24 protein-coding genes and 1 tRNA gene are annotated in these 24,310 nt (G+C 57.5%); 17 read left to right on the top strand and 8 right to left on the bottom strand.

Annotated features, from left to right (window positions below):
- Nucleotides 1–12: 12 nt before the first annotated feature.
- Nucleotides 13–1,392, top strand: coding sequence for an FAD-binding oxidoreductase (locus HUO07_RS05085; RefSeq protein WP_176302651.1), 1,380 nt, complete (start codon nt 13–15; stop codon nt 1,390–1,392).
- A 72-nt stretch (nt 1,393–1,464) separates the two neighbouring features.
- Nucleotides 1,465–2,583 carry a pyridoxal phosphate-dependent aminotransferase gene (locus tag HUO07_RS05080; protein WP_176302650.1) on the top strand — a complete coding sequence of 373 codons (1,119 nt, stop codon included), beginning with the start codon at nt 1,465–1,467 and terminating at the stop codon, nt 2,581–2,583.
- Here the strand turns inward: HUO07_RS05080 and HUO07_RS05075 are convergent.
- The 6 genes from HUO07_RS05075 to HUO07_RS05050 form a co-directional block, all read right to left on the bottom strand.
- Nucleotides 2,580–3,536, bottom strand: a complete 957-nt coding sequence (locus HUO07_RS05075; protein WP_176302649.1) for a branched-chain amino acid transaminase — start codon at nt 3,534–3,536, stop codon at nt 2,580–2,582. The genes HUO07_RS05080 and HUO07_RS05075 overlap by 4 nt on opposite strands.
- Nucleotides 3,533–4,639: a class II histone deacetylase gene (locus HUO07_RS05070; protein WP_176302648.1), complete on the bottom strand. Its 1,107-nt coding sequence runs from the start codon at nt 4,637–4,639 to the stop codon at nt 3,533–3,535. Before HUO07_RS05070 ends, HUO07_RS05075 begins: the two co-directional genes overlap by 4 nt.
- The gene (locus HUO07_RS05065) at nt 4,636–5,667 is read right to left on the bottom strand and encodes a histone deacetylase family protein (protein WP_176302647.1); all 1,032 of its coding nucleotides are present in this window, start codon (nt 5,665–5,667) and stop codon (nt 4,636–4,638) included. The genes HUO07_RS05070 and HUO07_RS05065 overlap by 4 nt, the downstream gene beginning before the upstream one ends.
- Before the next feature lie 21 nt (nt 5,668–5,688).
- On the bottom strand, nt 5,689–6,636 hold the full coding sequence (gene lhpI / locus HUO07_RS05060) for a bifunctional Delta(1)-pyrroline-2-carboxylate/Delta(1)-piperideine-2-carboxylate reductase (RefSeq protein ID WP_176302646.1): 948 nt from the start codon (nt 6,634–6,636) through the stop codon (nt 5,689–5,691).
- A 1-nt stretch (nt 6,637) separates the two neighbouring features.
- Nucleotides 6,638–6,994 carry a RidA family protein gene (locus HUO07_RS05055; RefSeq protein WP_176302645.1) on the bottom strand — a complete coding sequence of 119 codons (357 nt, stop codon included), beginning with the start codon at nt 6,992–6,994 and terminating at the stop codon, nt 6,638–6,640.
- Nucleotides 6,995–7,160: 166 nt separating this feature from the next.
- A complete protein-coding gene (locus tag HUO07_RS05050; RefSeq protein ID WP_176302644.1) occupies nt 7,161–7,928 on the bottom strand; it encodes a helix-turn-helix transcriptional regulator in 768 nt (255 codons plus the stop codon).
- A gap of 197 nt (nt 7,929–8,125) precedes the next feature.
- Here HUO07_RS05050 and HUO07_RS05045 point away from each other — a divergent pair, with 197 nt between their 5' ends.
- Nucleotides 8,126–9,466, top strand: a complete 1,341-nt coding sequence (locus HUO07_RS05045) for a glycosyltransferase (protein ID WP_176302643.1) — start codon at nt 8,126–8,128, stop codon at nt 9,464–9,466.
- Nucleotides 9,467–9,581: 115 nt separating this feature from the next.
- On the opposite strand, the gene HUO07_RS05040 is transcribed toward HUO07_RS05045, so the two are convergent.
- Nucleotides 9,582–9,668: transfer RNA gene (locus HUO07_RS05040), tRNA-Leu, on the bottom strand.
- A 114-nt stretch (nt 9,669–9,782) separates the two neighbouring features.
- On the opposite strand from HUO07_RS05040, the gene queA reads away from it, so the two are divergent.
- From queA to secF, 5 genes are all read left to right on the top strand, one after another.
- Entirely contained in the window at nt 9,783–10,814 is a 1,032-nt protein-coding gene (gene queA / locus HUO07_RS05035) for a tRNA preQ1(34) S-adenosylmethionine ribosyltransferase-isomerase QueA (RefSeq protein ID WP_176302642.1), read from the top strand.
- A 93-nt stretch (nt 10,815–10,907) separates the two neighbouring features.
- Entirely contained in the window at nt 10,908–12,026 is a 1,119-nt protein-coding gene (tgt, locus tag HUO07_RS05030) for a tRNA guanosine(34) transglycosylase Tgt (RefSeq protein WP_101147437.1), read from the top strand.
- Nucleotides 12,027–12,169: 143 nt separating this feature from the next.
- A complete protein-coding gene (gene yajC / locus HUO07_RS05025) occupies nt 12,170–12,496 on the top strand; it encodes a preprotein translocase subunit YajC (RefSeq protein WP_071695382.1) in 327 nt (108 codons plus the stop codon).
- 132 nt (nt 12,497–12,628) lie between these two features.
- Nucleotides 12,629–14,482 carry a protein translocase subunit SecD gene (gene secD / locus HUO07_RS05020; protein ID WP_176302640.1) on the top strand — a complete coding sequence of 618 codons (1,854 nt, stop codon included), beginning with the start codon at nt 12,629–12,631 and terminating at the stop codon, nt 14,480–14,482.
- Between the two features lie 34 nt (nt 14,483–14,516).
- On the top strand, nt 14,517–15,443 hold the full coding sequence (gene secF / locus HUO07_RS05015; protein ID WP_176302639.1) for a protein translocase subunit SecF: 927 nt from the start codon (nt 14,517–14,519) through the stop codon (nt 15,441–15,443).
- A gap of 113 nt (nt 15,444–15,556) precedes the next feature.
- Here the strand turns inward: secF and HUO07_RS05010 are convergent, their stop codons facing one another.
- Nucleotides 15,557–16,351 carry an inositol monophosphatase family protein gene (locus HUO07_RS05010; protein ID WP_035564573.1) on the bottom strand — a complete coding sequence of 265 codons (795 nt, stop codon included), beginning with the start codon at nt 16,349–16,351 and terminating at the stop codon, nt 15,557–15,559.
- Between the two features lie 198 nt (nt 16,352–16,549).
- Here HUO07_RS05010 and trmJ point away from each other — a divergent pair, with 198 nt between their 5' ends.
- The 9 genes from trmJ to HUO07_RS04965 all read left to right on the top strand — a co-directional run bounded on the left by trmJ (nt 16,550) and on the right by HUO07_RS04965 (nt 24,310).
- Nucleotides 16,550–17,302 (top strand): tRNA (cytosine(32)/uridine(32)-2'-O)-methyltransferase TrmJ, encoded by a 753-nt coding sequence (gene trmJ, locus HUO07_RS05005; RefSeq protein ID WP_176302638.1) that lies wholly within the window; start codon nt 16,550–16,552, stop codon nt 17,300–17,302.
- Between the two features lie 129 nt (nt 17,303–17,431).
- A complete protein-coding gene (cysE, locus tag HUO07_RS05000; RefSeq protein ID WP_176302637.1) occupies nt 17,432–18,319 on the top strand; it encodes a serine O-acetyltransferase in 888 nt (295 codons plus the stop codon).
- Between the two features lie 78 nt (nt 18,320–18,397).
- The gene (gene iscR, locus HUO07_RS04995; RefSeq protein ID WP_035564577.1) at nt 18,398–18,865 is read left to right on the top strand and encodes a Fe-S cluster assembly transcriptional regulator IscR; all 468 of its coding nucleotides are present in this window, start codon (nt 18,398–18,400) and stop codon (nt 18,863–18,865) included.
- A 39-nt stretch (nt 18,866–18,904) separates the two neighbouring features.
- The gene (locus HUO07_RS04990; RefSeq protein WP_176302636.1) at nt 18,905–20,071 is read left to right on the top strand and encodes an aminotransferase class V-fold PLP-dependent enzyme; all 1,167 of its coding nucleotides are present in this window, start codon (nt 18,905–18,907) and stop codon (nt 20,069–20,071) included.
- A gap of 30 nt (nt 20,072–20,101) precedes the next feature.
- Nucleotides 20,102–20,428: a HesB/IscA family protein gene (locus HUO07_RS04985; protein WP_176302635.1), complete on the top strand. Its 327-nt coding sequence runs from the start codon at nt 20,102–20,104 to the stop codon at nt 20,426–20,428.
- A gap of 213 nt (nt 20,429–20,641) precedes the next feature.
- Nucleotides 20,642–21,067, top strand: a complete 426-nt coding sequence (gene ndk, locus HUO07_RS04980) for a nucleoside-diphosphate kinase (RefSeq protein WP_008959763.1) — start codon at nt 20,642–20,644, stop codon at nt 21,065–21,067.
- 89 nt (nt 21,068–21,156) lie between these two features.
- Nucleotides 21,157–22,356, top strand: a complete 1,200-nt coding sequence (gene rlmN / locus HUO07_RS04975; protein WP_101147312.1) for a dual-specificity RNA methyltransferase RlmN — start codon at nt 21,157–21,159, stop codon at nt 22,354–22,356.
- Nucleotides 22,357–22,463: 107 nt separating this feature from the next.
- Nucleotides 22,464–23,198: a type IV pilus biogenesis/stability protein PilW gene (gene pilW / locus HUO07_RS04970; protein ID WP_101147313.1), complete on the top strand. Its 735-nt coding sequence runs from the start codon at nt 22,464–22,466 to the stop codon at nt 23,196–23,198.
- A 47-nt stretch (nt 23,199–23,245) separates the two neighbouring features.
- Nucleotides 23,246–24,310, top strand: coding sequence for a RodZ domain-containing protein (locus HUO07_RS04965; protein WP_176302634.1), 1,065 nt, complete (start codon nt 23,246–23,248; stop codon nt 24,308–24,310).

The raw sequence follows: 24,310 nt of genomic DNA, 5'->3' as shown, positions 1-24,310 counted from the left end.
AAAGGATACTCAATGCAGATAACCCTGGAAGCGCTGCGCGCTATTGTAGGCCCGGCCCACGTATTGACCGGCGACGATGTGCATAGCCGTCGCGTGGACTGGATGACCGGCGCGCCCTGCCAGGCCGGTGCGATTGTTCGCCCGGCGGATACCGAACAAGTCGCCGCGGTGATGCGTGCCTGCCATGAGGTGCAACAGCCGGTAGTGACTCACGGCGGCCTCACCGGCCTGGTTCACGGTGCAGAAGCGAGCCCGAATGAGCTGGTGATTTCCCTGGAACGCATGACCGCCATCGAAGAGATCGATCAAGTAGGCGGCACCCTCACCGTGCAGGCCGGGGCACCGTTGCAACGGGTTCAGGAAGCCGCGAAAGAGGTCGGCCTGCAGTTCCCGCTGGATCTAGGTGCTCGGGGCAGTTGCACGATTGGCGGCAATATCGCCACCAACGCCGGTGGCGTTCGGGTAATTCGCTACGGCATGATGCGCCAGCAGGTACTTGGCCTGGAGGCCGTGATGGCCGATGGCCGGGTGGTCAGTTCCCTGAACCGCATGCTGAAAAACAACGCCGGTTTTGATTTAAAGCAGCTATTCATCGGCAGCGAAGGCACCCTGGGCATCGTGACCCGCGCGGTGCTACGCCTGCAGCCGCCGACGCCCAGCGAGCAAACGGCGCTGGTAGCCTGCCCTTCGTTTGAGGCGTTAACCGGGCTACTCAGCCATATGGGCAAAGCGCTCGGCGGCAGCCTGGGTGCGTTTGAAGTGATGTGGCAAAATCACTACCGGTTGCTCACTGAAACCCTGGACCGCCACACTCCGCCGATTGCCACCGAGCATCCGTTTTATGTAATTATCGAGTCGCTGGGCAGCGACGCAGAGCGCAATGCCACGCAGTTCAGCGAAGCATTAGAAAGTGCATTAGAGAGCGAGCTGATTGTCGATGCGGTGATTGCGCAGTCGACGACCCAGCGCGATGGGCTTTGGGCGATTCGTGAGGATATCGAAGGGCTGGTCAAGGGCATGGCACCGGTGCTTACCTTCGATGTCAGCCTGCCGATTGCCGATATGCAGCGCTACACCGATGCCCTGGAAGCGCAGCTAAACCAGCGCTGGGAAGAGGCGCGCTTGGTAGTATTTGGTCACCTGGGCGATGGCAATCTGCATATTTCCGTTAGCGTGGGCAGCGCTGAAATAGAGGTGCGCCGTGAAGTGGAAGCGATGGTCTATCAACCGCTGGCCGCACTGGGCGGTTCAGTTTCCGCCGAGCACGGCATTGGCCTGGAGAAGCGGCCATGGCTGAGCACCTGTCGCTCCAGCGCCGAAATCGCGCTGATGCTGTCGCTCAAGCAGGCGCTCGATCCGCTTAATCTGTTAAATCCCGGTAAAGTACTTTAAATAAGAGTGCGTTAAATAAACGCGCTACGTTAATCGTTACTACTGATTTGAAAATCGTTTTTAGGAATCGTTATGCCTTCTCAAAGCACGCCCCCTTATCCCAACCACTTACTGAGTGAAGGCCCTGTTAATCCGTTTCCGGGCATTAAGGTGCTGGAGCGTCGACTTGGCCGAGAGATCCCCCATCGGCTGGGCTCAAACGAAGGTCTGGACATGCCTCACCTTGCCCTGCGCGACCACTTTGGCGATGCCCTGGCTGAACACGTTTACTGCTACGGAGATTCCGAAGCGCTAGGGGTGCGCCAACGCCTGAGCGCGCAGCAGGGGATTGCGCTGGAAACGATGCTGGTGGATGCCGGTGCCGATAGCTTAATCGCCCTGGCGCTGCGCACCACCTGCGAACCGGGCGACACCGTGGTGAGCACCGCCGGCACCTACCCCACCTTGGGCTATTTTGCCAAAGGCCAGGGCTGCCGTTTGATCGAGCCCAGCTATTTTGAGGCGCCCGGTGTGCTGGCCCCCGATCTGGAAGCACTTATCGCAGCGGCACATCAGGAGAACGCGCGGCTGGTGTATCTGGCCAACCCGGATAACCCCAGCGGCCATTTGCACAGCGACAGCGCCATCCTCAAGCTGCGCGAGGCGCTGCCTGACACCTGCTGGCTATTGTTAGACGAAGCCTATGGGGATTTCCGTGATGACGCGGGTAGCGATTTCGCTGCCAAAGCCATACCGGGAGTGATTCGCCTGCGCACGCTCTCCAAGGCTCACGGTCTAGCGGGCCTGCGCATTGGCTATGCCATCGCCGACCCTGAAGTGCTGGCAATGATGATGAAGGTGCGTATTCACTACGCGGTCTCGTCACTGACTCTGGCCGCTGCGGAAGTGGTGCTCGATCACCCTGACGAAGTGCAACAACACGTTTCCGACGTAAAAGCCCGTCGTGAGCAGCTGGCTGAGCACTTTCGCGCACTGGGTGCCGACGTGCTCCCCAGCGCCACCAACTTCATCGGCATTCGCCTGCCCAGCGCCGAACTCGCCGCCGAGGTACATAAGCAGTTGCTCGACGAAGGCGTATTAGTCACCCGTCTGACACATCCCGAGCTTGCCAATGTGATACGTATTACGGCGGTACAAGCAGCGCTGGAGCCGGGAAGGTTGGCGGCGCTAGAACAGGCGATTAAGGCTTAAGCCTGCGTTAACCAATGCCTGAAATCGTCCAGCTCGCCGCGTACCGCCTGGCGATATAAACCCTGCAGCTGAGCCGTCACGCTATCTGGGCTGATGGGCTCGTTGACGGGTGGTGCGCCAGCGCGCCCGCCAATGTGGCGGCCATCCAGCTCGCGAAGCGGGAGTATTTCGGCGGCGGTGCCGGTTAAAAATGCCTCATCGGCGGTATAGAGTTCATCACGAGTAATCCGCCGCTCGCGAACTTCAATACCCAACACCTTTTGCGCCAGTTGAATCACGCTATCCCGGGTGATGCCTTGCAGGCAGGAGGTCACTTCGGGGGTATGCAGCACGCCATCCCGCAACAAAAAGACGTTCGCCGCCGAGGCCTCGGCAACATAGCCTTCTGGGTCGAGCATGATGGTTTCATCGAACCCGGCCTTGATCGCGGTATTCAGCGCCAGTATCGAGTTGACGTAGTGGCCATTGGTTTTCGCACGACACAGGCTGATATTGACGTGGTGGCGCGCCCAAGATGACGTCAGCGCGCGCAGGCCGTGGGTAGCGGCCTGGGACGAAATGTAGGGGCCTAGATCCCAGGCGGCGACCATTACGTGAGTGGTTAATCCTTGGGCACGAAGTCCTAAACCTTCTGCACCAAAAAACACGGTAGGTTTCAGATAGGCATTGCTCAGGTCGTTTTTGGTCAGGCACTCGCGCTGGGCATTGATCAACTCCGCTTCACTAAACGGCAGCGGCATATCCAGCGAATGAGCACTTTCTGCCAAGCGACGGGTATGTTCAGCAGCACGAAATAGATGCGTGCCCGAAGGGCCAGCGTAAGCGCGTACGCCCTCAAAACAGCCCATGCCGTAGTGCAGCGTGTGGGTGAAGACATGCACCTTGGCCTCGCGCCACTCCAGCCATTCGCCATCGTGCCAAATCCAGCCATCGCGATCATAAAGCGGTGTCATTGTTTGCGTTGCTCCCACTGTTGGCACCAGTCGTCTATCAACGACTGCTGGTGCGGTTGCAGGGCCTGATAGCCCCAAGCGGCAATTTCATCGTTTTGCGGGTCGGGCACGGCAATCTGACTACCTGCCAGCGTCTGGATCACCGCGTGGCCGCAGAGCGGCACATAGCCTTCTGAATAACCGCCTTCATGGACGAACACCAGCTTGCCCTCGCAGCAGCGCTCGGCCAGGGCTTTTAGCTGGGCGGTCATGGTGGCGAACGCTTGGCTGTTGAGCAACATCTTGCCTAATGGGTCTTTGGCGCAGGCATCGTAACCGCACGCCACCACGATCAGGTCAGGTTTGAACGCCTCGAGCGCGGGCAACACCAGTTTTTCCATGGCATAGGCGTAGGCGCCCAGGCCGCAGCCCGGTGGAAGCGGCAGGTTGAGATTGGAACCCAGGCCTGCGCCTTCGCCCTGCTCGTCAAAGCCACCGGTTTCCAGCGGGTAGTTGGCCGCTTGATGCATCGAAACGGTAAAAACCTCAGGCTCGTTATAAAACGCTGCCTGCTGACCGTTGCCGTGGTGAACATCCCAATCGAGTATCGCCACGCGGTTAGCCTGCCCCAAGGCCCGGGCGCGCATCACCGCCACGGGGATATTGCCCAGCAGGCAGAACCCGCGGCCTTGATCGGCTTCGGCATGATGCCCCGGTGGGCGACACAGGGCATAAGCATTGCTTACCTCGCCCAACGCCACGGCTTCGACTGCGGCGACGGCAAGCCCTGCGGACTGCGTGGCGGCTGCCCAACTGCCGGGCATGTAAGGGGCGCAGTCGCCACCATTGCCACCCCGCGCTTTATCTCCCGCCTGCAGCTCATCCAGGTAACGCGGCGTGTGAAAACGCAGCAGGTCAGTAAGTGAAGCGGCGGCTGGCTTCACCACGTGAAGCTCATCGATCAGCCCGCTGACTTCGAGAATGTTTTTCAGACGTCGTTTGCTTTCTGGGCTTTCCGAAGCGGCCTGGGGCTGTAGGAATTCGCCCGGTGCGGAGAACACCCCAATTGCACCCTGGTCGTGCCAAAAGCAGCGCTCGTGCCAGTAGAAACCAGTTTTGCTCATGCCGTAAAACCCTGCATAAAGGCGGTCAGGTTGGCGCTTAGGTGTTCAGTGGGGTAACCGCCTTCTTGGACAATCACCATGGGCAGCGAAAGCGCCGCCAGGCGTTTACCTACTTCAATGAACGCCTCGGTTTCCACCTTTAGACCCGCCAACGGATCATCCTTATGGGCATCCAACCCCAGCGCCACCACCACGGCACCCGGCTCATAACGTTGCAGGTGATCAATCAGGATCGCCAGGGCATCGAGATAAACGTCGCCATCACCGCCCACCGGCAGGGGCAGATTCACATTGGTTCCAACGCCTTCATCGCTGCCCTCTTCCTCTGCACCGCCCCAGAAAAATGGGTAAAAGTCGCTAGGATCAGCGTGCAGTGAGCCGGTCCACACATCGCTACGATAATAAAAAATATCCTGGGTGCCGTTGCCGTGATGCAGATCCACATCGATGATCGCAACTTTACCGTAGCGCTCACGCAGCACGGTGGCTGCCAGTGCGGAATTGTTCAGCAGGCAAAAACCGCCGGCGCGTTCCGGCCCAGCATGGTGACCCGGCGGGCGACACAGCGCGTAGGCCGTTGGGGCGCCATTAAGCACTTCTTCTGCGGCCGCTTCCGCCGTTGCCGCCGAGGCCAGCGCGCCTTGAAAGCTCGTCGCACTCAGCGGGCAGGCCATATCGTGCAGGTGCCAGCCCGCTTGCCCAATGGGGTGGCGCGGGTAGTGGTGGCCACCGCCGCAGGGGTGGATATTGGGTGCCACAAACTCCGACGCGTTAGGCAGCGCCTGCCAGCGGGCGTAAATAGTGTCCAAAAACGTGAGGTAGCGCGGCGTATGAATCTGTTCCAGGCGCTTGCGCAGCGTAGGCGAATCGGCCTTGCTAGGCGCGGTCAAGGTAAGCCCTGCACGCGCCAAGCCTTGAGTAAGCAATTCAGCGCGCACCGGGCCCTCCGGCGAGGGCACGGGCTGACCGCGCAGCAGGAAGGTCGGCGGCGCGTGGTACGCTTGGTCGGGATGGTAAAAGCATTTCATGGTACGCATTCCTTAGCGAAGCTATGATGCAGTAGATTCAGGCAATGACTCCCACACTTCAATGGCAGCAGCCAGATCTTCCAGCGAAGCGCCTACCGATTTGAATAGCGTGATGGCCTCCGGCCCAGAGCGACCCGATCTCGTCCCTGCTAGTACCTCTGCAAGCTCCGCTTGAATCTGGTCGAACTGAAATTCGCCCTCTTCAATGGCTTGCAGAACATCGCCCGCTTCGCCTTTGGCGCCGGCGTAGGTGTCTACAAACACCTCTGAGCGACGCAGGCACAGCGCATCGGTTTCGCGCATCTGTGGCCGAAATGCGCCGATCAAATCCAGGTGAGTGCCAGGCGTCAGCCACTCGCCCTTGATCAGCGGCTGGGTAGAGAGCGTCACACAACTGACGATATCCGCGTCCGCCACAGCAGCCGCCAGATCTTCCACCACGTGGGTCTCAAAGCGTTCGGCGTATTCATCGGCGATGGCGGCTGCTTTACCGGGATTACGCCCCCAGATCAGCACGCGCTTGATGGGGCGCACGCTGGCGTGGGCCTCGATCACCATGGGCGCCAACTTACCGGTACCCACCACTAGCAGCGTTTCTGCGTTCTCATTCGCCAGCGCTTGGGCGGCCAGCGCCGAAGCAGCCGCGGTGCGGCGCCGGGTTAACTCGCTGCCATCAATACAGGCCAACGGCTGGCCGTGCTTACCTTCGCTGAGCAAATAGAGCCCAGAGATCGCCGGGATACAGTGGTCGGCGTTTTGCGGAAACACGTTGACCATTTTCACGCCGATATAGCCCGCCGCTTCCCAGGCGGGCATGAGCAGCATGGTGGCTTCGCCATCTGGCCGGTGCATCGCGTGGTGATGGCGCGGAGGTGACTCCACGCCGTTCACGAACGTTGTGTGTAGCCGCTTGATCAAACCATCCCACGTTAGGTGGCGAGAGACCTCTTCGGCAGAAACAACCCGCATATCAGGCCTCCGGCAGCGCGGCTACCACCATGATCTCCACTTTCCACTCAGGCTTGGCTAGCTGGGCTTCAAGCGCTGCACGCACCGGCGGGCGACCGGGCACGACCCAGGCATCCCAGGCAGCGTTCATTTGATCGAATTCCGCCATGCTGGTGACCCAGATTTGCGCTGAAATCAGGTGCTCTTTCGAGGTACCCGCTTGGGCTAGTAGTTGATCGATACGCGCCAGCACCTGCTCGGTTTGGCCGCGCATATCCGCTGTGGCATCAGGTGGAACCTGGCCTGCGAGATAAACGGTGCCGTTGTGAATCGCCACTTGGCTCATGCGTGCATTGCTGTCTTGATAGGTAACGCTCATGGTGTTGCTCCTTGAAAGCGGTGCTGCTGATGTAAAGGGTGCTGATATAAATGGATTACTCAAAGACTAAAGCGCTAGCAGACAAATTACTTGCCCGAAGCTGAGGTAGTTTTGCCCGCAAGTCATGCAGGCAGGAAAATCTTATCACTAACGGTCAGACGAGGGACTAGCGATCTGAAGAAGGGGAAAGCTCAAAATAACGCCGATAGGCGCGGGAAAAACTGCCTTGATCGCGAAAGCCGACCAGCATGGCGATATGCCCTAAGCTGAGCGTGCTGTGGCGAACCAAGGTGCGGGCATGCTCCAAGCGCCTGCGCTGCACATAGGCCAGCGGCGTTACGCCGGTCAGCTCGCGAAAGCAGCTGTGAAAATGCCCAGGGCTCAAGGCACACAAAGCAGCTAACTGCTCCACACGGATCTCATCGGCAAGATGCTGATCCAACCAGACATCCAAACGAGCAAGATCCAGGCGTTCGCTAATACAGTGTTGTCCCAACTGCCCAACCGCTGTAGGAGAAGCATCATGCAGGTACATGGTCAGCGCCCGTAACAACAGAATCGCGATTTCATTCTGCAGCGCGGGGCACTGCTCAAGCTGATTCGCCAGGGCGTGGGTCAGCTGGTTTAGCGCGGGAGGTACGCTGAAAAAGCGTGGCTTATCAAACAGGCGCTCAATCTCACTGCCCTTTTCAAGCGACGCCAAATGCGCAACGGGAATATCTAAAACCAAGGTGCGGTTACTGCCATCGCCCTGGTACTCGTGATGGCGCGACGAAGGAATCAAACACCCGCGACGAGCGGTAACCCGCTCCCCCTGGCCTTCCATCGAAAGCTCTGTCACGCCACAAGTGGCCAGAATCAGTTGATGGAAGTCGTGGGTATGGGCCACCTGCTCATGGGCTAAATTGCGGCTATGTAGCTCAAAAAGGGCCATAGAGGGGTACCGTCTGTACGTCGAATGCTATTTCAGCACTATAAAACGGCCCAGCAACAAAAAGCGAGGAAGCGGCCAACTGTGCGTTAACGCTCTTCCGGAAAGGTGGACGGGCAGGTGTTAAGGCGCTGGCTGTCATCCGCCAGTCATGGACTCAAGATAGCGTGTTCGTAAGCTGCTATAAGAGTCTAAACAACATGTCACAGCGCAGACGCTATCCTCTTAACGAATCAGAAATCGCGGCGCTCACACAGCTAGCCCATGGCAACGCCATAATCCAGCAGCGCGAAGCAGAGCGTGAAGCGCGACTGGCATCAGCATTAACGCTGTTTCACTCAACGGCATCCGCAACTGCGATGCCGCTGGGAGGCATCAAAGTGCTCATGATTTCGGATGTTTACTTTCCTCGCGTTAATGGCGTGTCCACTTCCATCGCTAGCTTTCGCGGTGCCCTGGAACGTTTGGGCCACTCGGTCACGCTGATCTGCCCCGACTACCCGGTGGGCCAAGTGGATGAGCCTGGTGTGCTGCGTATTCCTTCCCGCGGCGTACCCGGCGACCCTGAAGATCGCATGATGCGCTACCGTGATCTGCTCGCCCTGGCACCTTCGCTGGCAGATGAGGCCTTTGATCTGATTCATGTGCATACGCCTTTTACCGCCCACTATGCTGGTGTAGCGCTGGGGCGTCGGCTTGGGATACCGGTGGTGGCGACCTATCACACGCTTTTTGAGGAGTACATTCATCACTATATCCGCTGGCTTCCGCGGCGCTGGCTGCGTTTTGCGGCACGCCGGCTTTCGGTGCACCAGTGCCAGCAGCTCGACGCCTTGGTCGCTCCTTCACGGGCAATGCAGCAGGCACTCACCCACTACGGCGTGACGACGCCTATCACGGTCATTGCTACGGGTTTAGCGCTGGAGGCGTTTTGCCACCCCCAAGGAGCCCAGGAGGCTAGCGACTTTCGTGCTCACTACGACCTGCCGCAAGAAGCGAGGCTGCTGCTCTATGTCGGCCGCGCCGCCTTTGAGAAGAACATCGATTTTCTGATCGATATGCTGCCCAAGGTATTGGATAAGCACCCCACCACCCGGCTAATCATTACCGGCGAAGGCCCCGCCCAAGAAACACTCGTCAAACGCGCCCAAGAAATGGGCGTGGCAGACGCTGTACTGTTCCTCGGCTATCTCGACCGCAACGGCCCGCTGCAAGCCGCCTACCGCGCCGCCGACGTTTTTGTGTTTGCATCACGAACGGAAACCCAGGGGCTAGTCCTGCTGGAAGCGATGGCACTCGGCACGCCGGTGGTTTCCACCGCCATGATGGGCACGCTGGATATATTAAAAGAGGGAGAAGGCTGCCTGATCGCCGAGGATACCCATGACGACTTCGCCAGCAAGGTTAACCGGCTATTAAGCGATGAAACCCTGCGCCAACAGCTTGCCGAAAGCGCTCAGACCTACGCCGCTAGCTGGCACGAAGATGCGAAGAGCGCGGAGCTTGTTCATCTTTATCGAAAGCTTGCGGCTGAGCGTTGAGTTAATGCGAGAAAGTAAGCGCTAAAATTTGTGTGGACACATTCAGGGATTCAGGAAGGTAAAACACAAATTGCAGGCACAAAAAAAGGCGCCTAAGCGCCTGATTTTTAATATTTGGTGCCGGTAGCCAGACTCGAACTGGCACACCCGTAAAGGCGGCGGATTTTGAATCCGCTGCGTCTACCAATTCCGCCATACCGGCAATGCGTGCGTAGTATACGTAAATTTCTAGGTAGGTCAATCACATTGACTGACTTTATGCAGCCAAAGCGCTATCCTATGCCGCCTGTTTGATCAACGTTAAGAGTTATACGCCATGCAGCGCGCGGATTTTCATTACGAACTACCCGACGAATTAATTGCTCGCTACCCTTCTGAACAGCGTAGCGACTGCCGTTTGCTGTGCGTGGATGGTCAGAGCGGCGCGCTTGAGCACCGCCGCTTTCCTGATTTGCTTGAGCTTTTAGAGCCGGGCGACCTACTGGTGTTTAACGACACCCGCGTGATTCCGGCGCGCCTGCACGGCCATAAGGCCAGTGGCGGTAAGGTGGAAATGCTGCTGGAGCGCCCGCTGGATGCCCACCGCGGCTTGGCGCATATTCGCTCGAGTAAATCGCCCAAGCCCGGCACGGAGCTGATTTTCGAGGGTGACGTTCACGCCATCGTAGAAGGCCGCCGTGACGCGCTGTTCGAGCTGCGATTTTTAGGCGATACGCCGATGATTGCGCTGCTTGAAAAACACGGCCATATGCCGCTGCCGCCGTATATCACCCGCAAAGACGAGCTTAGCGACCGTGAGCGCTACCAAACGGTTTACGCTCGGCGTGACGGTGCCGTTGCGGCGCCGACCGCTGGGCTGCATTTTGATCAGCCGCTGCTGGATGCGCTGGCAGATAAAGGCATTAACCGTGCCTTTGTGACGCTGCACGTGGGCGCGGGCACTTTTCAGCCGGTGCGCGTCGACAACATCCTTGAACACCACATGCACAGCGAATGGATTGAGGTCACGGAAGCCACCTGCCAGCAAGTGCGCGAGACCCTGGCAGCCGGCAAGCGAGTGATCGCTGTAGGCACCACCAGCGTGCGCTGCCTGGAAAGCGCCTGCATGAAAAGTAGCGATGGCCAGATCGCGCCTTATAGTGGCGATACCGATATTTTTATCTATCCCGGTTACCAGTGGCGCTGCGTGGATGCTTTAATTACCAACTTCCATCTGCCTGAATCGACCCTGTTGATGCTGGTGTCCTCCTTTGTGGGCTACGACACCACCATGCACGCCTACCAACGGGCAGTGGCCGAGCGCTATGCGTTTTTTAGCTATGGCGACGCCATGCTGCTGACCCGCTAGTTACTGACTGCTGATTGTTGCCCCGCTTGCCCTGCTCCAGTCGCGCCAAACGAACGAGATTAACGAGTTACCTTTATGCGAAACGAATGCTTTATGCGCTTTGAGCGCTTGGCCGACGATGGCCGCGCCCGCCGTGGCCGCCTCCACTTTCCCCGTGGCACGGTCGAAACCCCAGCCTTTATGCCAGTGGGCACGTACGGCACGGTAAAAGGCATGACGCCGGATTCGGTCAAAGAGATCGGCGCCGAGATCATCCTGGGCAATACCTTTCACCTATGGCTGCGCCCCGGCACCGAGGTGATTGAAGCTCACGGCGACCTGCACGACTTCGCCCAGTGGGATAAACCGATTCTGACCGACTCCGGCGGCTTTCAGGTCTTTTCCCTGGGCGAAACGCGCAAAATCACCGAGCAGGGCGTGCACTTCCGCTCGCCGGTGGATGGCAGCAAAGTCTTTATGGGCCCGGAAGAGTCCATGGCGGTTCAACGTTCGCTGGGCTCCGATGTGGTCATGATCTTTGATGAGTGCACGCCCTACCCGGCCACCTTTGAGGAAGCCGAGAAATCCATGGAGCTGTCGCTGCGCTGGGCCAAACGCTCGCGGGATGCCCACGGCGACTCCCCTTCCGCGCTGTTCGGTATTATTCAGGGCGGCATGCACCCTGAGCTGCGCGAACGCTCGCTCAAAGGGCTGCTGGAGATCGGCTTTGATGGTTTGGCGATTGGCGGGCTTTCTGTCGGCGAACCGAAAGAAGAGATGATCAAGGTGCTCGACTACCTGCCCACCTGGATGCCGGATGAGATGCCGCGCTACCTAATGGGTGTCGGCAAACCCGAAGACCTGGTGGAAGGCGTTCGTCGCGGTGTGGATATGTTCGATTGCGTGATGCCCACCCGCAACGCGCGTAACGGCCACCTGTTCACCTCGGAAGGCACGGTCAAAATTCGTAACGCCAAGCACCGTTTTGACACCCGCCCGCTTGACGAAGAGTGCGATTGCCATACCTGCAAGCGTTTCTCGCGGGGCTACCTGCACCACTTAGACCGCTGCAATGAAATGCTTGGCTCAATGCTCAACACCATCCACAACTTACGTTACTACCAGCGTGTGATGGCTGATTTGCGCGCGGCAATTGAAGCGGGTACATTGACGACCTTTGTGGAAGGCTTCTATGCACGGCGCGGCCTGCCGGTGCCTCCCCTTGCTACCTAAAACCTAGCGAATTAATCGCCACGCGCCATGGCGGGTGGTTTAAACTGTTTGGTCATATTTAAAAACCAAGCTTTTAAAAACTAAGCCTTTCAAAACCAGGCATCTAAAAACCTAAGCTTTTTCTAACTCAGGAGCTCTCTACAATGCTGGATTTCTTCATCTCACCAGCCCATGCCCAAGAAGCCGCCGCTGGCGGTGGTATTGCGCAAATCGTCATGCTGGTCGGCTTCGTGCTGATTTTCTACTTCCTGTTGTGGCGCCCGCAAGCCAAGCGCGCTAAGCAGCACAAGCAACTGGTCAGCAACCTGGACAAAGGCGATGAGATCGTCATTGGCGGCGGTTTGGTGGGTCGTATCACTAAAGTGAGCGACGAATTCCTGACCATCGAGATCTCTGAAGGCACCGAAGTTAACGTGCAGAAGAACGCCGTTGCCGCCGTACTGCCTAAAGGCACCATCAAGTCCATCTAAACCTTGTAGTACCCCTGCCGAGCCAGTGCCAGCCACCCCGGCAGGGGTGACATGGTATAAATGATGGTGAACTTTGCTGTGCACGGCGAGTCCGTGCACAGCATTCCGTTTGTAATTGAAGGCAGGGCTTGCATGCTCAACCGTTACCCCCTGTGGAAGTATCTGCTGATACTGGTCGTCCTGGTGGTTGGCCTTATCTACTCGCTTCCCAATCTGTTCCCCGAAGATCCCGCTATTCAAATCAGCAGCGCCCAAGGCGATTCGCTGAATGAGCAACAGATAGACCGTGTTGAAACCGCGCTCAGCGAAAACGGTATTGCGATCAAAGCACTCGAAGAAGAGAACGGTCAGTGGCTCATTCGTTTGCGCCAAGACGATGATCAACTCCCCGCACGCGACATTGCCGCCGACCTATTGGGCGATGAGGCAACGGTAGCGCTAAACCTTGCTGAAGCAACGCCGGAGTGGCTACAGGCCTTTTCTGCTTCCCCCATGACGCTAGGCCTTGATTTGCGCGGTGGCGTGCACTTCCTGCTGGAAGTGGATATGGATGCCGCGTTAACCCAGCGCCTTGAAGTCAACGGCAGTGCCATGCGTGAGCTACTGCGCGATGAGCGTATCCGCTACCGCAATACTGAAGTCGAAGAGCGCTCGCTGTCGATCGATTTCGCCAGTGCAGAAGATCGTGATACGGCACGTAGCCTGATTAGCCGTGACTTCCCTGAGTTTGAGTACAGCAGTGAAGGCGATGGCCGCGCTTCCACGCTGATCATGACGCTTAGCGATCAGTCGGTGAACGAAATTCAGGATTACGCGATCAACCAGAACTTGACCACCTTACGCAACCGGGTCAACGAACTGGGTGTCGCGGAGCCCATGGTGCAGCGCCAGGGCCCCAACCAAATCGTGGTTGAACTGCCCGGCATTCAAGACACCGTGGCCGCCAAGCGGATCGTGGGTGCCACCGCCAACCTGGAATTCCGTCTGGAAGCCCGCCCTGACACCCCGGAAAACGAAACAGAAACCCTGACGTTTCGTAACGAGCCTGGGCGCACTGCTGAGCTAATGCGCGATGTGATCATTACCGGTGATAGCGTTTCCAGCGCCAGCAACAGTTTCGATGAAAATGGCCGCCCTCAGGTCAATATTGACCTGGATGGCACCGGCGGCACGCTGATGAACCGCGCCACGCGCACCAACATTGGTCGCAACATGGCGGTGCTGTTCATTGAGCACAAGAGCGAAGATACCGTGGTGACCGACCCGGAAACGGGTGAAGAAACCATTGAGCGCGAGCCCTATGTTGAGCGCGGCCTGATTAGCTTGGCAACGATTCAAAGCGCTTTGGGTAACAGCTTCCGGATCACCGGTCTGGACTCGCCGACAGAAGCCGCTGAACTGGCGCTGCTGCTGCGTTCAGGCTCACTCGCTGCCCCCATCTACTTTGTGCAGGAACGTACCATTGGGCCAAGCCTGGGCGCTGAAAACATTGAGCGCGGTTTGCTCTCGGTGCAGATCGGTCTGCTGCTGGTCGTGCTGTTCATGCTGGTGCGTTACAAGGTGTTTGGGGTGTTTGCCAACATCGCCCTGGCGCTGAACTTAACGCTGCTGGTCGCGGTAATGTCGATGCTGGGCGCCACGCTGACGCTGCCGGGTATTGCCGGTATCGTGTTGACACTGGGTATGGCGGTCGATGCCAACGTGCTGATCTTTGAGCGAATACGCGAAGAGCTGCGCAACGGCATGTCGGTGCAACAGGCGATTCAAGCCGGTTACGAGCGCGCCTTTACCTCCATCGTCGACGCCAATATCACCACGCTGCTGGTGGCCGTTATCCTGTTCTCGATTGGCTCCGGCCCGGTGAAAGGGTTTGCCGTCACGCTCTCTATCGGCATTTTGACGTCGCTGTTCACCGCTCTGATGGTGACTCGCGCCATGGTCAATCTGGCCTATGGCAGCAAACCCGTCAAAAAGCTGTGGATCTAATCCGCATGCTTAGCCCAGAACTTAAGAGGTGGTAATGAAACCCCTATCACACCTGCGAATCGACTTTATGGGACGGCGCAAATTCGCGTTTGCCGTCTCCGCCTTGCTATTGATCGTGTCGATTGGCGCCATCCTGTTCCAGCAGCTCAACCTGGGCCTGGATTTCACCGGCGGCACGCTAATTGAGGTGCGCTACGGCGCATCGCCCTCACTTGATGCTATTCGTGTGCTGCTTGAAGAGAGCGGCTTCCAAGATGTCTCCGTGCAAACTTTCGGTGCATCAACAGAAGTATTGATCCGCTTACAGCAAGCATTTGATGCCGATGTTGGTGGCGAAGTCGTCAATTTGCTGCGCGCTGATGGCGATACGGTCAACCTAGTGCGCTCTGAGTTCGTTGGTTCCCAAGTCGGTGACCAGCTGCGCGATCAGAGCGGCCTTGGCCTGCTGGTGGCCCTTGGCGTGGTGATGCTCTACGTGGCCTTTCGCTTTCAGTACAAGTTTGCGATTGGCGCACTGCTGGCGTTGCTGCACGACGTCGTGATCGTGGTCGGCGTTTTCGCGCTATTTCAGCTCGATTTCGACCTCACGGTACTGGCGGCCATCCTGGCGGTGATCGGCTACTCCTTGAACGATACCATCGTGGTTTACGATCGCGTTCGCGAAGCCATCCGCACCTCGCGTATCGACGACATGCCACAGATCTTCAACGAAGCGATCAACGCTACGCTCTCGCGTACATTGGCAACCTCGGGCACGACCGTACTAGTGCTGCTCGCGCTACTGCTGTTGGGCGGGGATATGATTGAAAACTTTGCCATTGCGCTGCTGGTCGGCATCGTGGTGGGTACGTTCTCTTCTATCTATATTGCCGCGGCGCTGCTGCTACCGCTGAAGCTGTCGCGGGAAGATTTGATTCCCACCAAGAAAGAGCTTGATGAAGAAGAGGAGGAGTTGCCTTAACGGCTCCTCCATTTAGATGGCTTCTTTAGCCGACAAAAAAGCCCCTGCTGGTAACCCAGCAGGGGCTTTTTTCATCTTTACAGCTTTTATCTTTAAAAGCTCAGCATTGCTGCTTAAAAGTGCGGCGTTAGCTGCTTGATCAGTGCCTTGTAAAGACGCGGTCCGGCGGCCATTAGCTGTCCTTCCACTTTCACCGTGGGCTGGCCGTCTGGCGTTCCCATCAAGGCGCCCGACTCTTTCAGGAACAGCGTGCCTACCAGCATGTCCTGCTCTTCCAAGCCGAGCACAAAAGCGCTGTCTACTCGCCCAGTGGCCAACTCACACAAATCCAGCAGTCCACAGCCTGTTGCCAGCAGGTTTTCTACCTGTGGGGCAAGCTGCTGTGAAACGGTTAGATAGGCAGGCAAATTGCGGGGGCGCAGCCAAACTTCCGGCAGGCTCATGGCCATGCGCGTACCGCTAATGGCGGTAGGTTTGCTCACACGCATGCGCTTGTCATTGTGCTGGGCACCGCGACCGCGGCTGGCGATATATTCGTCGTCGGCGAACGGGCAGATAATCACTGCGTGCTCGGGACGACCTTTGATAAGACACACCACTGAGAGTGCAAAGCCCTTACCAGCAACGGCTAAATTGGAGTAACCGTGCATCGGTTCAATTTTCCAGACGGTATCCGCGCCTTCGCCTTCACCCGCGCGGTGCGGCGTAAAGCGACCGGTAACACCGTGCTGGGGATAACCGCGTTCCAACTGCTGAACAATCGTCGCTTCGGCCTTGCGCGCTGTCTCATCGAGCAGGCGGTCAAGGTTAAATTCATCGTGAGCGTTTTCAATACGTTCGCGTACGCGCAGGAAGTGTTCAACAGCGCCACGCGCAGCGCGCAGCGTAAATTGGACCATCGGATTCATGGTTGGGCCTTGTGACAGTGATGTTAAAGAACGTGATGCTAACAATAGAGCATTAAGTAGGCGCAGGTGCCGCCTTTGGCGCGCAATTCTAGCAGACCACTCTCGGGCATGCCATCGACTCATGCTAGACTGCGCGTTTTACGCGATAATCATCACCCTCTTTATTCACCGAGCCTTTTTATTCACCGAGCCTTATTCATGCTTGAGCGCATTCGCATTGTTCTTATCGGCACTAGCCACCCTGGCAATATCGGCGGCGTGGCACGCGCCATGCACAATATGGGCTTGGCAGATTTAGCCCTTGTTGCCCCCCGCTGCGAGGTCATTACCCAGGACAGTATTTCCCGCGCCTCCGGCGCTGACCACCTGCTTCATCAAGCCAGTGTGCACGCTACTCTTGAAGACGCAGTGGCTGATTGCACCCTGGCCGTGGGTGCCAGTGCGCGCTCACGCACCCTGCCCTGGCCAATGCTCTCGCCCAGGGAATTAGCCGACCGGCTGCCCGCCGAGTGCCAAGCGGCTGAGTCACGCGTGGCGCTAGTGTTTGGCCGCGAGGACAGCGGCCTGACCAATGCTGAGCTACAGCGCTGCCATGCCCACGTGCATATTCCGACTAATGCCGATTTCAGCTCGCTCAATTTGGCCGCAGCAGTGCAGGTGCTAGCCTATGAGTGTCGGATGGCTTGGCTAAGCCAGGAAGATGCGCCTTCAGCGACGCCGAGCGATGACGCTGAACTGGCTACCCACGCGGAGCTTGAGCGTTACTTCGAGCACCTTGAGCGTACGCTGATCGGTATTGATTTTCACGACCCTGACCAGCCGCGGCAACTGATGGCGAGACTGCGCCGGCTCTATCTGCGCGCCCGCCCGGAGCGAATGGAAATGAATATATTGCGTGGCATACTGTCGGCCACCGAGAAGGCCGCCAACACCAAGCAAACCAAGTCATAATTTATTAGGCTTGAAGATGCTGACTTGAAGACGTTACCTAACGCCCCCACGTTGAAGGTCTGTTTAGTTATCTTCATGCGATGCACTTTCAGTTGAGTGACTGCACCTCTACCGCCCAAGGATCACCTCATGTTTCAACGTCTACGTGAAGACATCAACAGCGTATTTGACCGCGACCCAGCCGCACGTAACTTTCTTGAGGTGCTGACCAACTACCCCGGCCTGCACGCTCTACTGCTGCATCGCTGCGGCCACTGGCTGTGGAAAAAAAACCTCAAATGGCTAGCGCGGACGCTATCGACGTTTTCACGCTGGCTGACCGGCATCGAGATCCACCCGGGCGCCACCATCGGACGGCGCTTTTTCATCGACCACGGCATGGGCGTGGTGATTGGTGAAACGGCTCAGGTCGGCGATAACGTCACGCTGTACCAGGGAGTTACGCTGGGCGGCACCAGCTGGAACAAAGGCAAGCGCCACCCAACGTTGGGCGATGGGGTGATTGTCGGCGCGGGCGCCAAGATACTAGGCCCCTTTACCGTGGGTGCGGGAGCCAAAATTGGCTCTAACGCGGTGGTCACGAAAGAAGTACCGCCGGGGGCCACGGTGGTTGGCATTCCCGGCAAAATTGTCAAACGCACCGACCCTGATGTGGAAGAGGCGCTGGATGTCGACCCCGCCCGTCGCGAGGCTATCTGCCAGAAATTTGGCTTTGATGCTTATGGTGTCAGCCAGGATATGCCCGACCCCGTAGCCCGCTCGATGCAGGCCATGCTCGACCATATGCACGCCGTGGATGAACGAATTGAGCGCATGTGTTCGACCCTGCGCAAGCTTGATGACAACTACCGTGACGGCCAGCTACCGGCGCTACGCGAAGAAGATTTTGCCGGCATTCTGGATGAGCACGACACCGGCTGCCCAGGCGTTGGCAAACGCTCGGCCACACCGCCATCAGCTAAGCAAGAGGCTGGGCAAGAGACCGAGCAAGAAGCACTGCCGCCGCGTAATGGTTGACCAAAGCACTCAGGTTTTCCCATAATGGCAACACATTTGCCGTCAGTGCGCTGAGCGTTCAGCGTCGAGGGGCTTGCCATGCGCTTGACCACCAAAGGCCGTTACGCCGTTACCGCCATGCTCGATTTAGCCTTGCATGCCCACAACGGCCCGACCAGCCTAAGCGATATCTCCCAGCGCCAAGAGATATCGCTCTCCTATTTAGAGCAGCTTTTTGCTCGCCTGCGCCGTGCAGGCTTGGTCAACAGCGTACGCGGCCCAGGCGGCGGGTATCTGCTGTCACAACCTGCGGAAGAGATTAGCGTTTCCAAGGTGATTGACGCGGTGAATGAAAGCGTTGATGCCACGCGCTGCCAGGGGCTTTCCGATTGCCAGCAGGGCGACACCTGCCTGACACACCACTTGTGGTGCGAGCTTTCCGTTCAGATACGCCATTTCTTTGACGAGATGACGCTGGCACAACTGATGCTGCGCCCTGATGTCATACGTATTGCATCGCGACAGAAACAGCGTGCCGAGGCGGGTATTCTTGCCTCCTCACCCTGACCCAACGCTCCCTGACCGACAAACTGCTGGAACATAACGATGACCACACCCACGCTGCCCATTTACCTAGATTACGCCGCCACTGCGCCGGCGGATGCCCGCGTGGTTGAGGTTATGCAGCGCTACCTAACGGTTGACCAACTGTTCGCCAACCCGGCTTCGCGCAGCCATATGTTAGGTTGGCAGGCAGAACAGGTGGTTGAGCAGGCCCGCCGCCAAGTGGCCGACGCGATTGGCGCTGACCCACGAGAAATTGTCTGGACCAGCGGTGCCACCGAAGCGGACAACCTGGCGCTGATCGGCTTTATGCGCGCTAACCGCGAGCGTGGCCTACACTTGGTGACCTCGACGATTGAGCATAAAGCCATCGTAGACACGGCCCATGCGCTGGAGAAAGAGGGGTTTGAGGTAACGTGGCTCACGCCTGGGCGTGACGGCTGTATTCAGCCTGAAAAGCTGCGCGAAGCCATGCGCGACGATACTGCACTGGTCTCACTCATGGCGGTTAATAATGAGCTGGGCAGCATCAACGATATTGCCGCTTTGGCGGCCGTTGCTCATGAGTTTGGGGCGGCCTTTCATACCGATGCTGCCCAGGCGGTGGGGCGTATTCCCTTAGACGTAGCGGCCCAGCAGATCGACCTGATGTCGCTGTCCGGCCATAAAACCTACGGCCCTAAAGGCGTCGGCGCGCTATATGTGAAGCGCCACCCGGATATCCGCGTAGAGGCGTTAATTCATGGCGGCGGTCACGAACGTGGCATGCGTTCCGGCACGCTACCAACGCACCAAATTGCAGGCATGGGCGAAGCTTTCGCGCTAATGCAACAGCAGTACGATGACGACAACGCTCACATTAGCCGTTTGCAGCAGCGTTTTTTGCGCGGACTTGAAGGCGTTGAAGGTGTTTTTGCTAACACACCGCTAGATAATGCGGTTCCCAATATTCTCAACCTGGCGTTTGAAGGCGTCGACGGTGAGTCATTACTGATGGCGCTGCGCGATGTAGCGGTCTCTACTGGCTCCGCGTGCAACTCGGCAAGCGTTGACCCTTCTTATGTACTGCTTGGCATCGGCACGCCCCGCTCGCTGGCGCTCTCGTCGCTGCGCTTTAGCTTCGGGCGTTTTACTACCGAAGCAGAAATCGATCATGCGCTAACGCTCATACGCCACGCGGTGAGCGGTTTACGTACACCGCCCGGTTAAGCGGCTGACTATTTTTAAGGAGAACGCCTCATGGCAACACTCAACATTACCCCGGCTGCCGCACAACAGATTCGTCACGTGCTTGATGAGCGTGGACAAGGCCTAGGCCTGCGCGTTTCGGTCAAGCCAAGCGGCTGCTCCGGCTACAGCTACGTACTCGATTTCGCCGACACCGTTAGCGAAGAAGAAGTCCATTTTGAAGAGCACGGGGCTAGCGTTTATGTCTCCCCCGATGCGGTCGAGATGCTCAATGGCAGCGAAGTGGATTATGTCAGCGAAGGTTTAAACCGCTTTTTCCGCTTCAACAACCCTAACGTCAAAGACGAATGCGGTTGCGGCGAAAGCTTTACTGTTTAGCCTTTGCGCGGACAGCTCTCATCGCCGGTATTCATTCCCCGGCTTAAGCGTTATAATCGCGCCCCTGAATACCTAACATCAGGCAGCCGGGTACTCCCGTGCGCTTGTAAAACGCTAGCTGCTGAAACGCTATTAGCCGAATTATTTTCTAGGCCGCCCCGGCTTTACTGGGGCGGCAATTTTGCTTAGCCCCCATTTATGGAGACCATTTACATGGCTACTGAACGCACTCTTTCTATTATCAAGCCTGATGCCGTTGCTAAAAATGCGATCGGTGAAATCATCGCCCGCTTTGAAAAAGCCGGCCTGAACGTTGTTGCCGCGAAGATGGTTCACCTCTCTGAAGAGAAGGCTGGCGGTTTCTACGCAGAGCACAAAGAGCGTCCTTTCTTTAAAGACCTGGTCGGTTTCATGACCTCTGGCCCGGTCGTTGTACAAGTGCTTGAAGGTGAAGGCGCCATCGCTAAAAACCGTGATCTGATGGGCGCAACCAACCCGAAAGAAGCCGCACCTGGCACTATTCGCGCTGATTTCGCGGAAACAATCGATGCGAACGCTGTCCATGGTTCTGATTCTCCGGAAAGCGCTGAGCGCGAAATTAGCTACTTCTTTGGCAACGACGAAATCTGCCCGCGCTAAGCCTTTCAGGTAGCGCCGCCGCATCTACTTCCGTTGCCGGCCATTTTGCGGGGGCCTCGCCCCCGCCCCTTTCTAAAACGCTGACCGCCATGACCACCACTGTAGCCCAACATACGCCCGCCCCCCGTACTGACGCTGATAGCTCAGACGCCGCCAGCACGCCTGCTGCCAAAGCGACGCCTGAACGTCACAACCTGCTTGGCATGTCCCGCGAGCAGATGGAAGACTTCTTTTTGTCCATCGGCGAAAAGAAATTCCGTGCTGCGCAGCTGATGAAGTGGATTCACCAGGAAGGCAGTGATGACTTTGCTGCCATGACGAATCTCTCCAAGCCGCTGCGTGAAAAACTGGCGCGGGTAGCTGAAATTCGTGGCCCAGCGGTGATCTACGAAGGCACCTCTAGCGATGGCACGCGCAAGTGGGTGCTCGAAGTAGAAGATGGCAGCTACGTCGAAACGGTGTTGATTCCGGCCGAAAATGGTAAACGCCGTACGCTGTGTGTCTCTTCACAGGTGGGCTGCTCGCTTGATTGCAGTTTTTGCTCGACCGGCAAGCAAGGGTTTCAGCGCAATTTGACCGCCGCTGAAATTATCGGCCAGGTGTGGGTCGCCCAGCGTAGCGTTGGCCCGCGTCGCGATACGGCCAACCGCCCGGTCACCAACGTGGTAATGATGGGAATGGGTGAACCGTTGCTCAACTTCGACAACGTCGTCCCCGCCATGAAGCTGATGCTTGACGACAACGGCTATGGTTTGTCCAAGCGCCGCGTGACGCTGTCGACCTCCGGTGTGGTGCCGATGATCGACAAGCTTGGCGATGAAATGGACGTTAGCTTGGCGATTTCGCTGCACGCCTCCACTGACGAGTTGCGCAACGAGCTGGTGCCCATCAACCGCAAATATAATATCCGTGCGCTGCTGGATGCGTGCCACCGCTACCTTGCCAAGTGCCCGGACAATCGTCAGGTCACGATCGAATATACGCTGATCAAAGACATCAATGATCAGCAGGAACACGCCGAGCAGCTCGCGGCACTGCTTAAAGAGCTGCCGTGCAAGATTAACTTGATCCCGTTTAATCCGTTCCCCAACTCAGGGTACGAAAAGCCATCGCGCAACCAAGTCATGCGTTTTCAGCAGTGGTTGTATGACTTGAATTACAACGCTACGGTCAGAACGACCCGCGGTGAAGATATCGACGCCGCCTGTGGTCAACTCGTTGGTCGCGTGAAAGACCGTACCAAGCGCAGCGAACGCTATATTCAGTCGGTACAGCTTGATGCTGACTAAACGTAAACAGGGCTTATCTTGACTTCCGCCTAGCACGGCGCTTTGATGGTCACGGTTTTTATGTAGCATCAGGTTAGTTGTTGGACGTTCACCACAAGAGGATTTACATGATCGCTCACCGCAGGCGCCTACACCCATCACGGGTGCCCATGCTAGCCGTTCTTATCGGCAGCTTGTGGCTAGCCGGCTGTGCTTCGTCCAGTACTCAGACACCTCAAGCCAATCCAGAAGCGGCTGACGCCTACACGCAGTTAGGCGTTGCTTACCTGGAACGTAATAACCTTCCTCGCGCACTCAATGCACTGGACCGGGCACTAGAGATTGCCCCACGCCATGCAGAAGCACTGCAAGCACTAGCGCTGGTTTACCAACGCCAGGGCGAGCGCGCGCTTGCCAACGACTATTTTCAACAGGCGGTTAACGCTGAGCCGGATTACACACGCGCCCGCAACAACTATGCGGCGTTTTTATACGGGCAGGGCCAGTTCAACGCTGCCTGTGAACAGTTAGAGACCGCATCCGAGGATGCCCAGTACGCCAACCGTGCCCAGCTATTTACCAATTTAGGGCAGTGTTATCTGGCACTGGAAGAATTTGATAAAGCACGTGCTCGGTTGGAGCGCGCGCAGAGTATTGATCCGCGTAATTCACGCGGTTATTTAATGTTAGCTGAACTCGAATATTCGCAGGGCCATTACACTCAGGCCTGGGCGCCGCTGCAAACCTATTTACAGCTCGCCGAGCCCAACCAAGCAGCGCTAAGAATGGCGGTTGATATCGCCCACGCACGCGGCGAGCATGATGTTGCCGCCGAATACCAGCGCTTGCTAGGCAACGACTGACTGATTGACGCCCGGATCACCGCTTATTTAATGAAGGATGCTCAGCCATGAGCGATACACAGTCACAAGATAATATTATCGATAGTCCTAACACTACTGGTAGCGCCTCGCCTGGCGAACTTCTTGCTCGCCAACGCGAGCAGCTCGGCATTCCACTCACCGATGCGGCCCGGGCGCTGAATCTGCGCCCCGCTGTGGTGGAAGGGCTTGAGCAGGATGATTATCAGGAAATCCCCGTCGCCGCTTATCGGCGCGGCTATCTGCGTTCTTACGCCAAATACCTGGGAATGGATGACCGGCTGGTGCTTGAGGCATACCAAGCCCGTAGTGGCGGCACCGACACCGAACACAAAGTGACGCCGGTCTCCACCGCCAGGCCGCCCTCCCGCGTTGGCGCTTGGCTATTTAAGCTGGTTACTTTACTAGTAATCGCTGGCCTTATTGCCGTGACCGTGATGTGGTGGCAAAGCCGAGGCGGCAACGAGCCACCGGGCTTTGGCTCAACTTCCACGGAAGAAACCGCCAATGCCTCGGCGGAGCCAGCTAATGAGCCAGCTGAAGCAGAAAACTCCACGGCTGGCTCAAGCTTCACCAGTGGCGATGAGAACGCAACGCTGCCGAGCAATGCCACTAACGTGTCGTCTTCGTCGTCAGTTGCCCAGGATCAAGCCCCCAGCGCGCAGGATGACGCTGACGCCGTTGCGGGTCTTAACGAATCAATCCTGGATAGTGACAGCGGCACGTCCAGCACTGCCGCAGAAAGCGATGAAGCGAACAGTACCGAGCAGAATGACAGTGCAGATCTCGCAACCGAACAAGAGAGTAACGCTGACAGCGAGCAAACCGCCGCTGCAGAGCCAGCCACCAATGCCAATGTGCTTGAGCTGACGTTTAACGAGCAGTCGTGGACTGAAATTTTTGATGCCACCAACCAGCGCATTTTCGTTGGCTTACAAACGCCCGGCACCTCGACAAGTGTCGAAGGTGAACCCCCTTTTCGTTTAACCGTGGGTAATGCCACCGGCGTTGAACTGCGCTACCAAGGCGAGGTAGTTGATCTTCCCGCCCGCGCAGGCGCCAACAATGTTGCCCGATTCACCTTGGGAGAGTGA

Origin of the sequence: Vreelandella maris (assembly GCF_013371085.1) — a bacterium.
Taxonomy (GTDB): domain Bacteria; phylum Pseudomonadota; class Gammaproteobacteria; order Pseudomonadales; family Halomonadaceae; genus Vreelandella; species Vreelandella maris.
The sequence above is the reverse complement of the archived record's forward strand: the minus strand, read 5'-3'. Positions and strand labels throughout refer to the sequence as shown.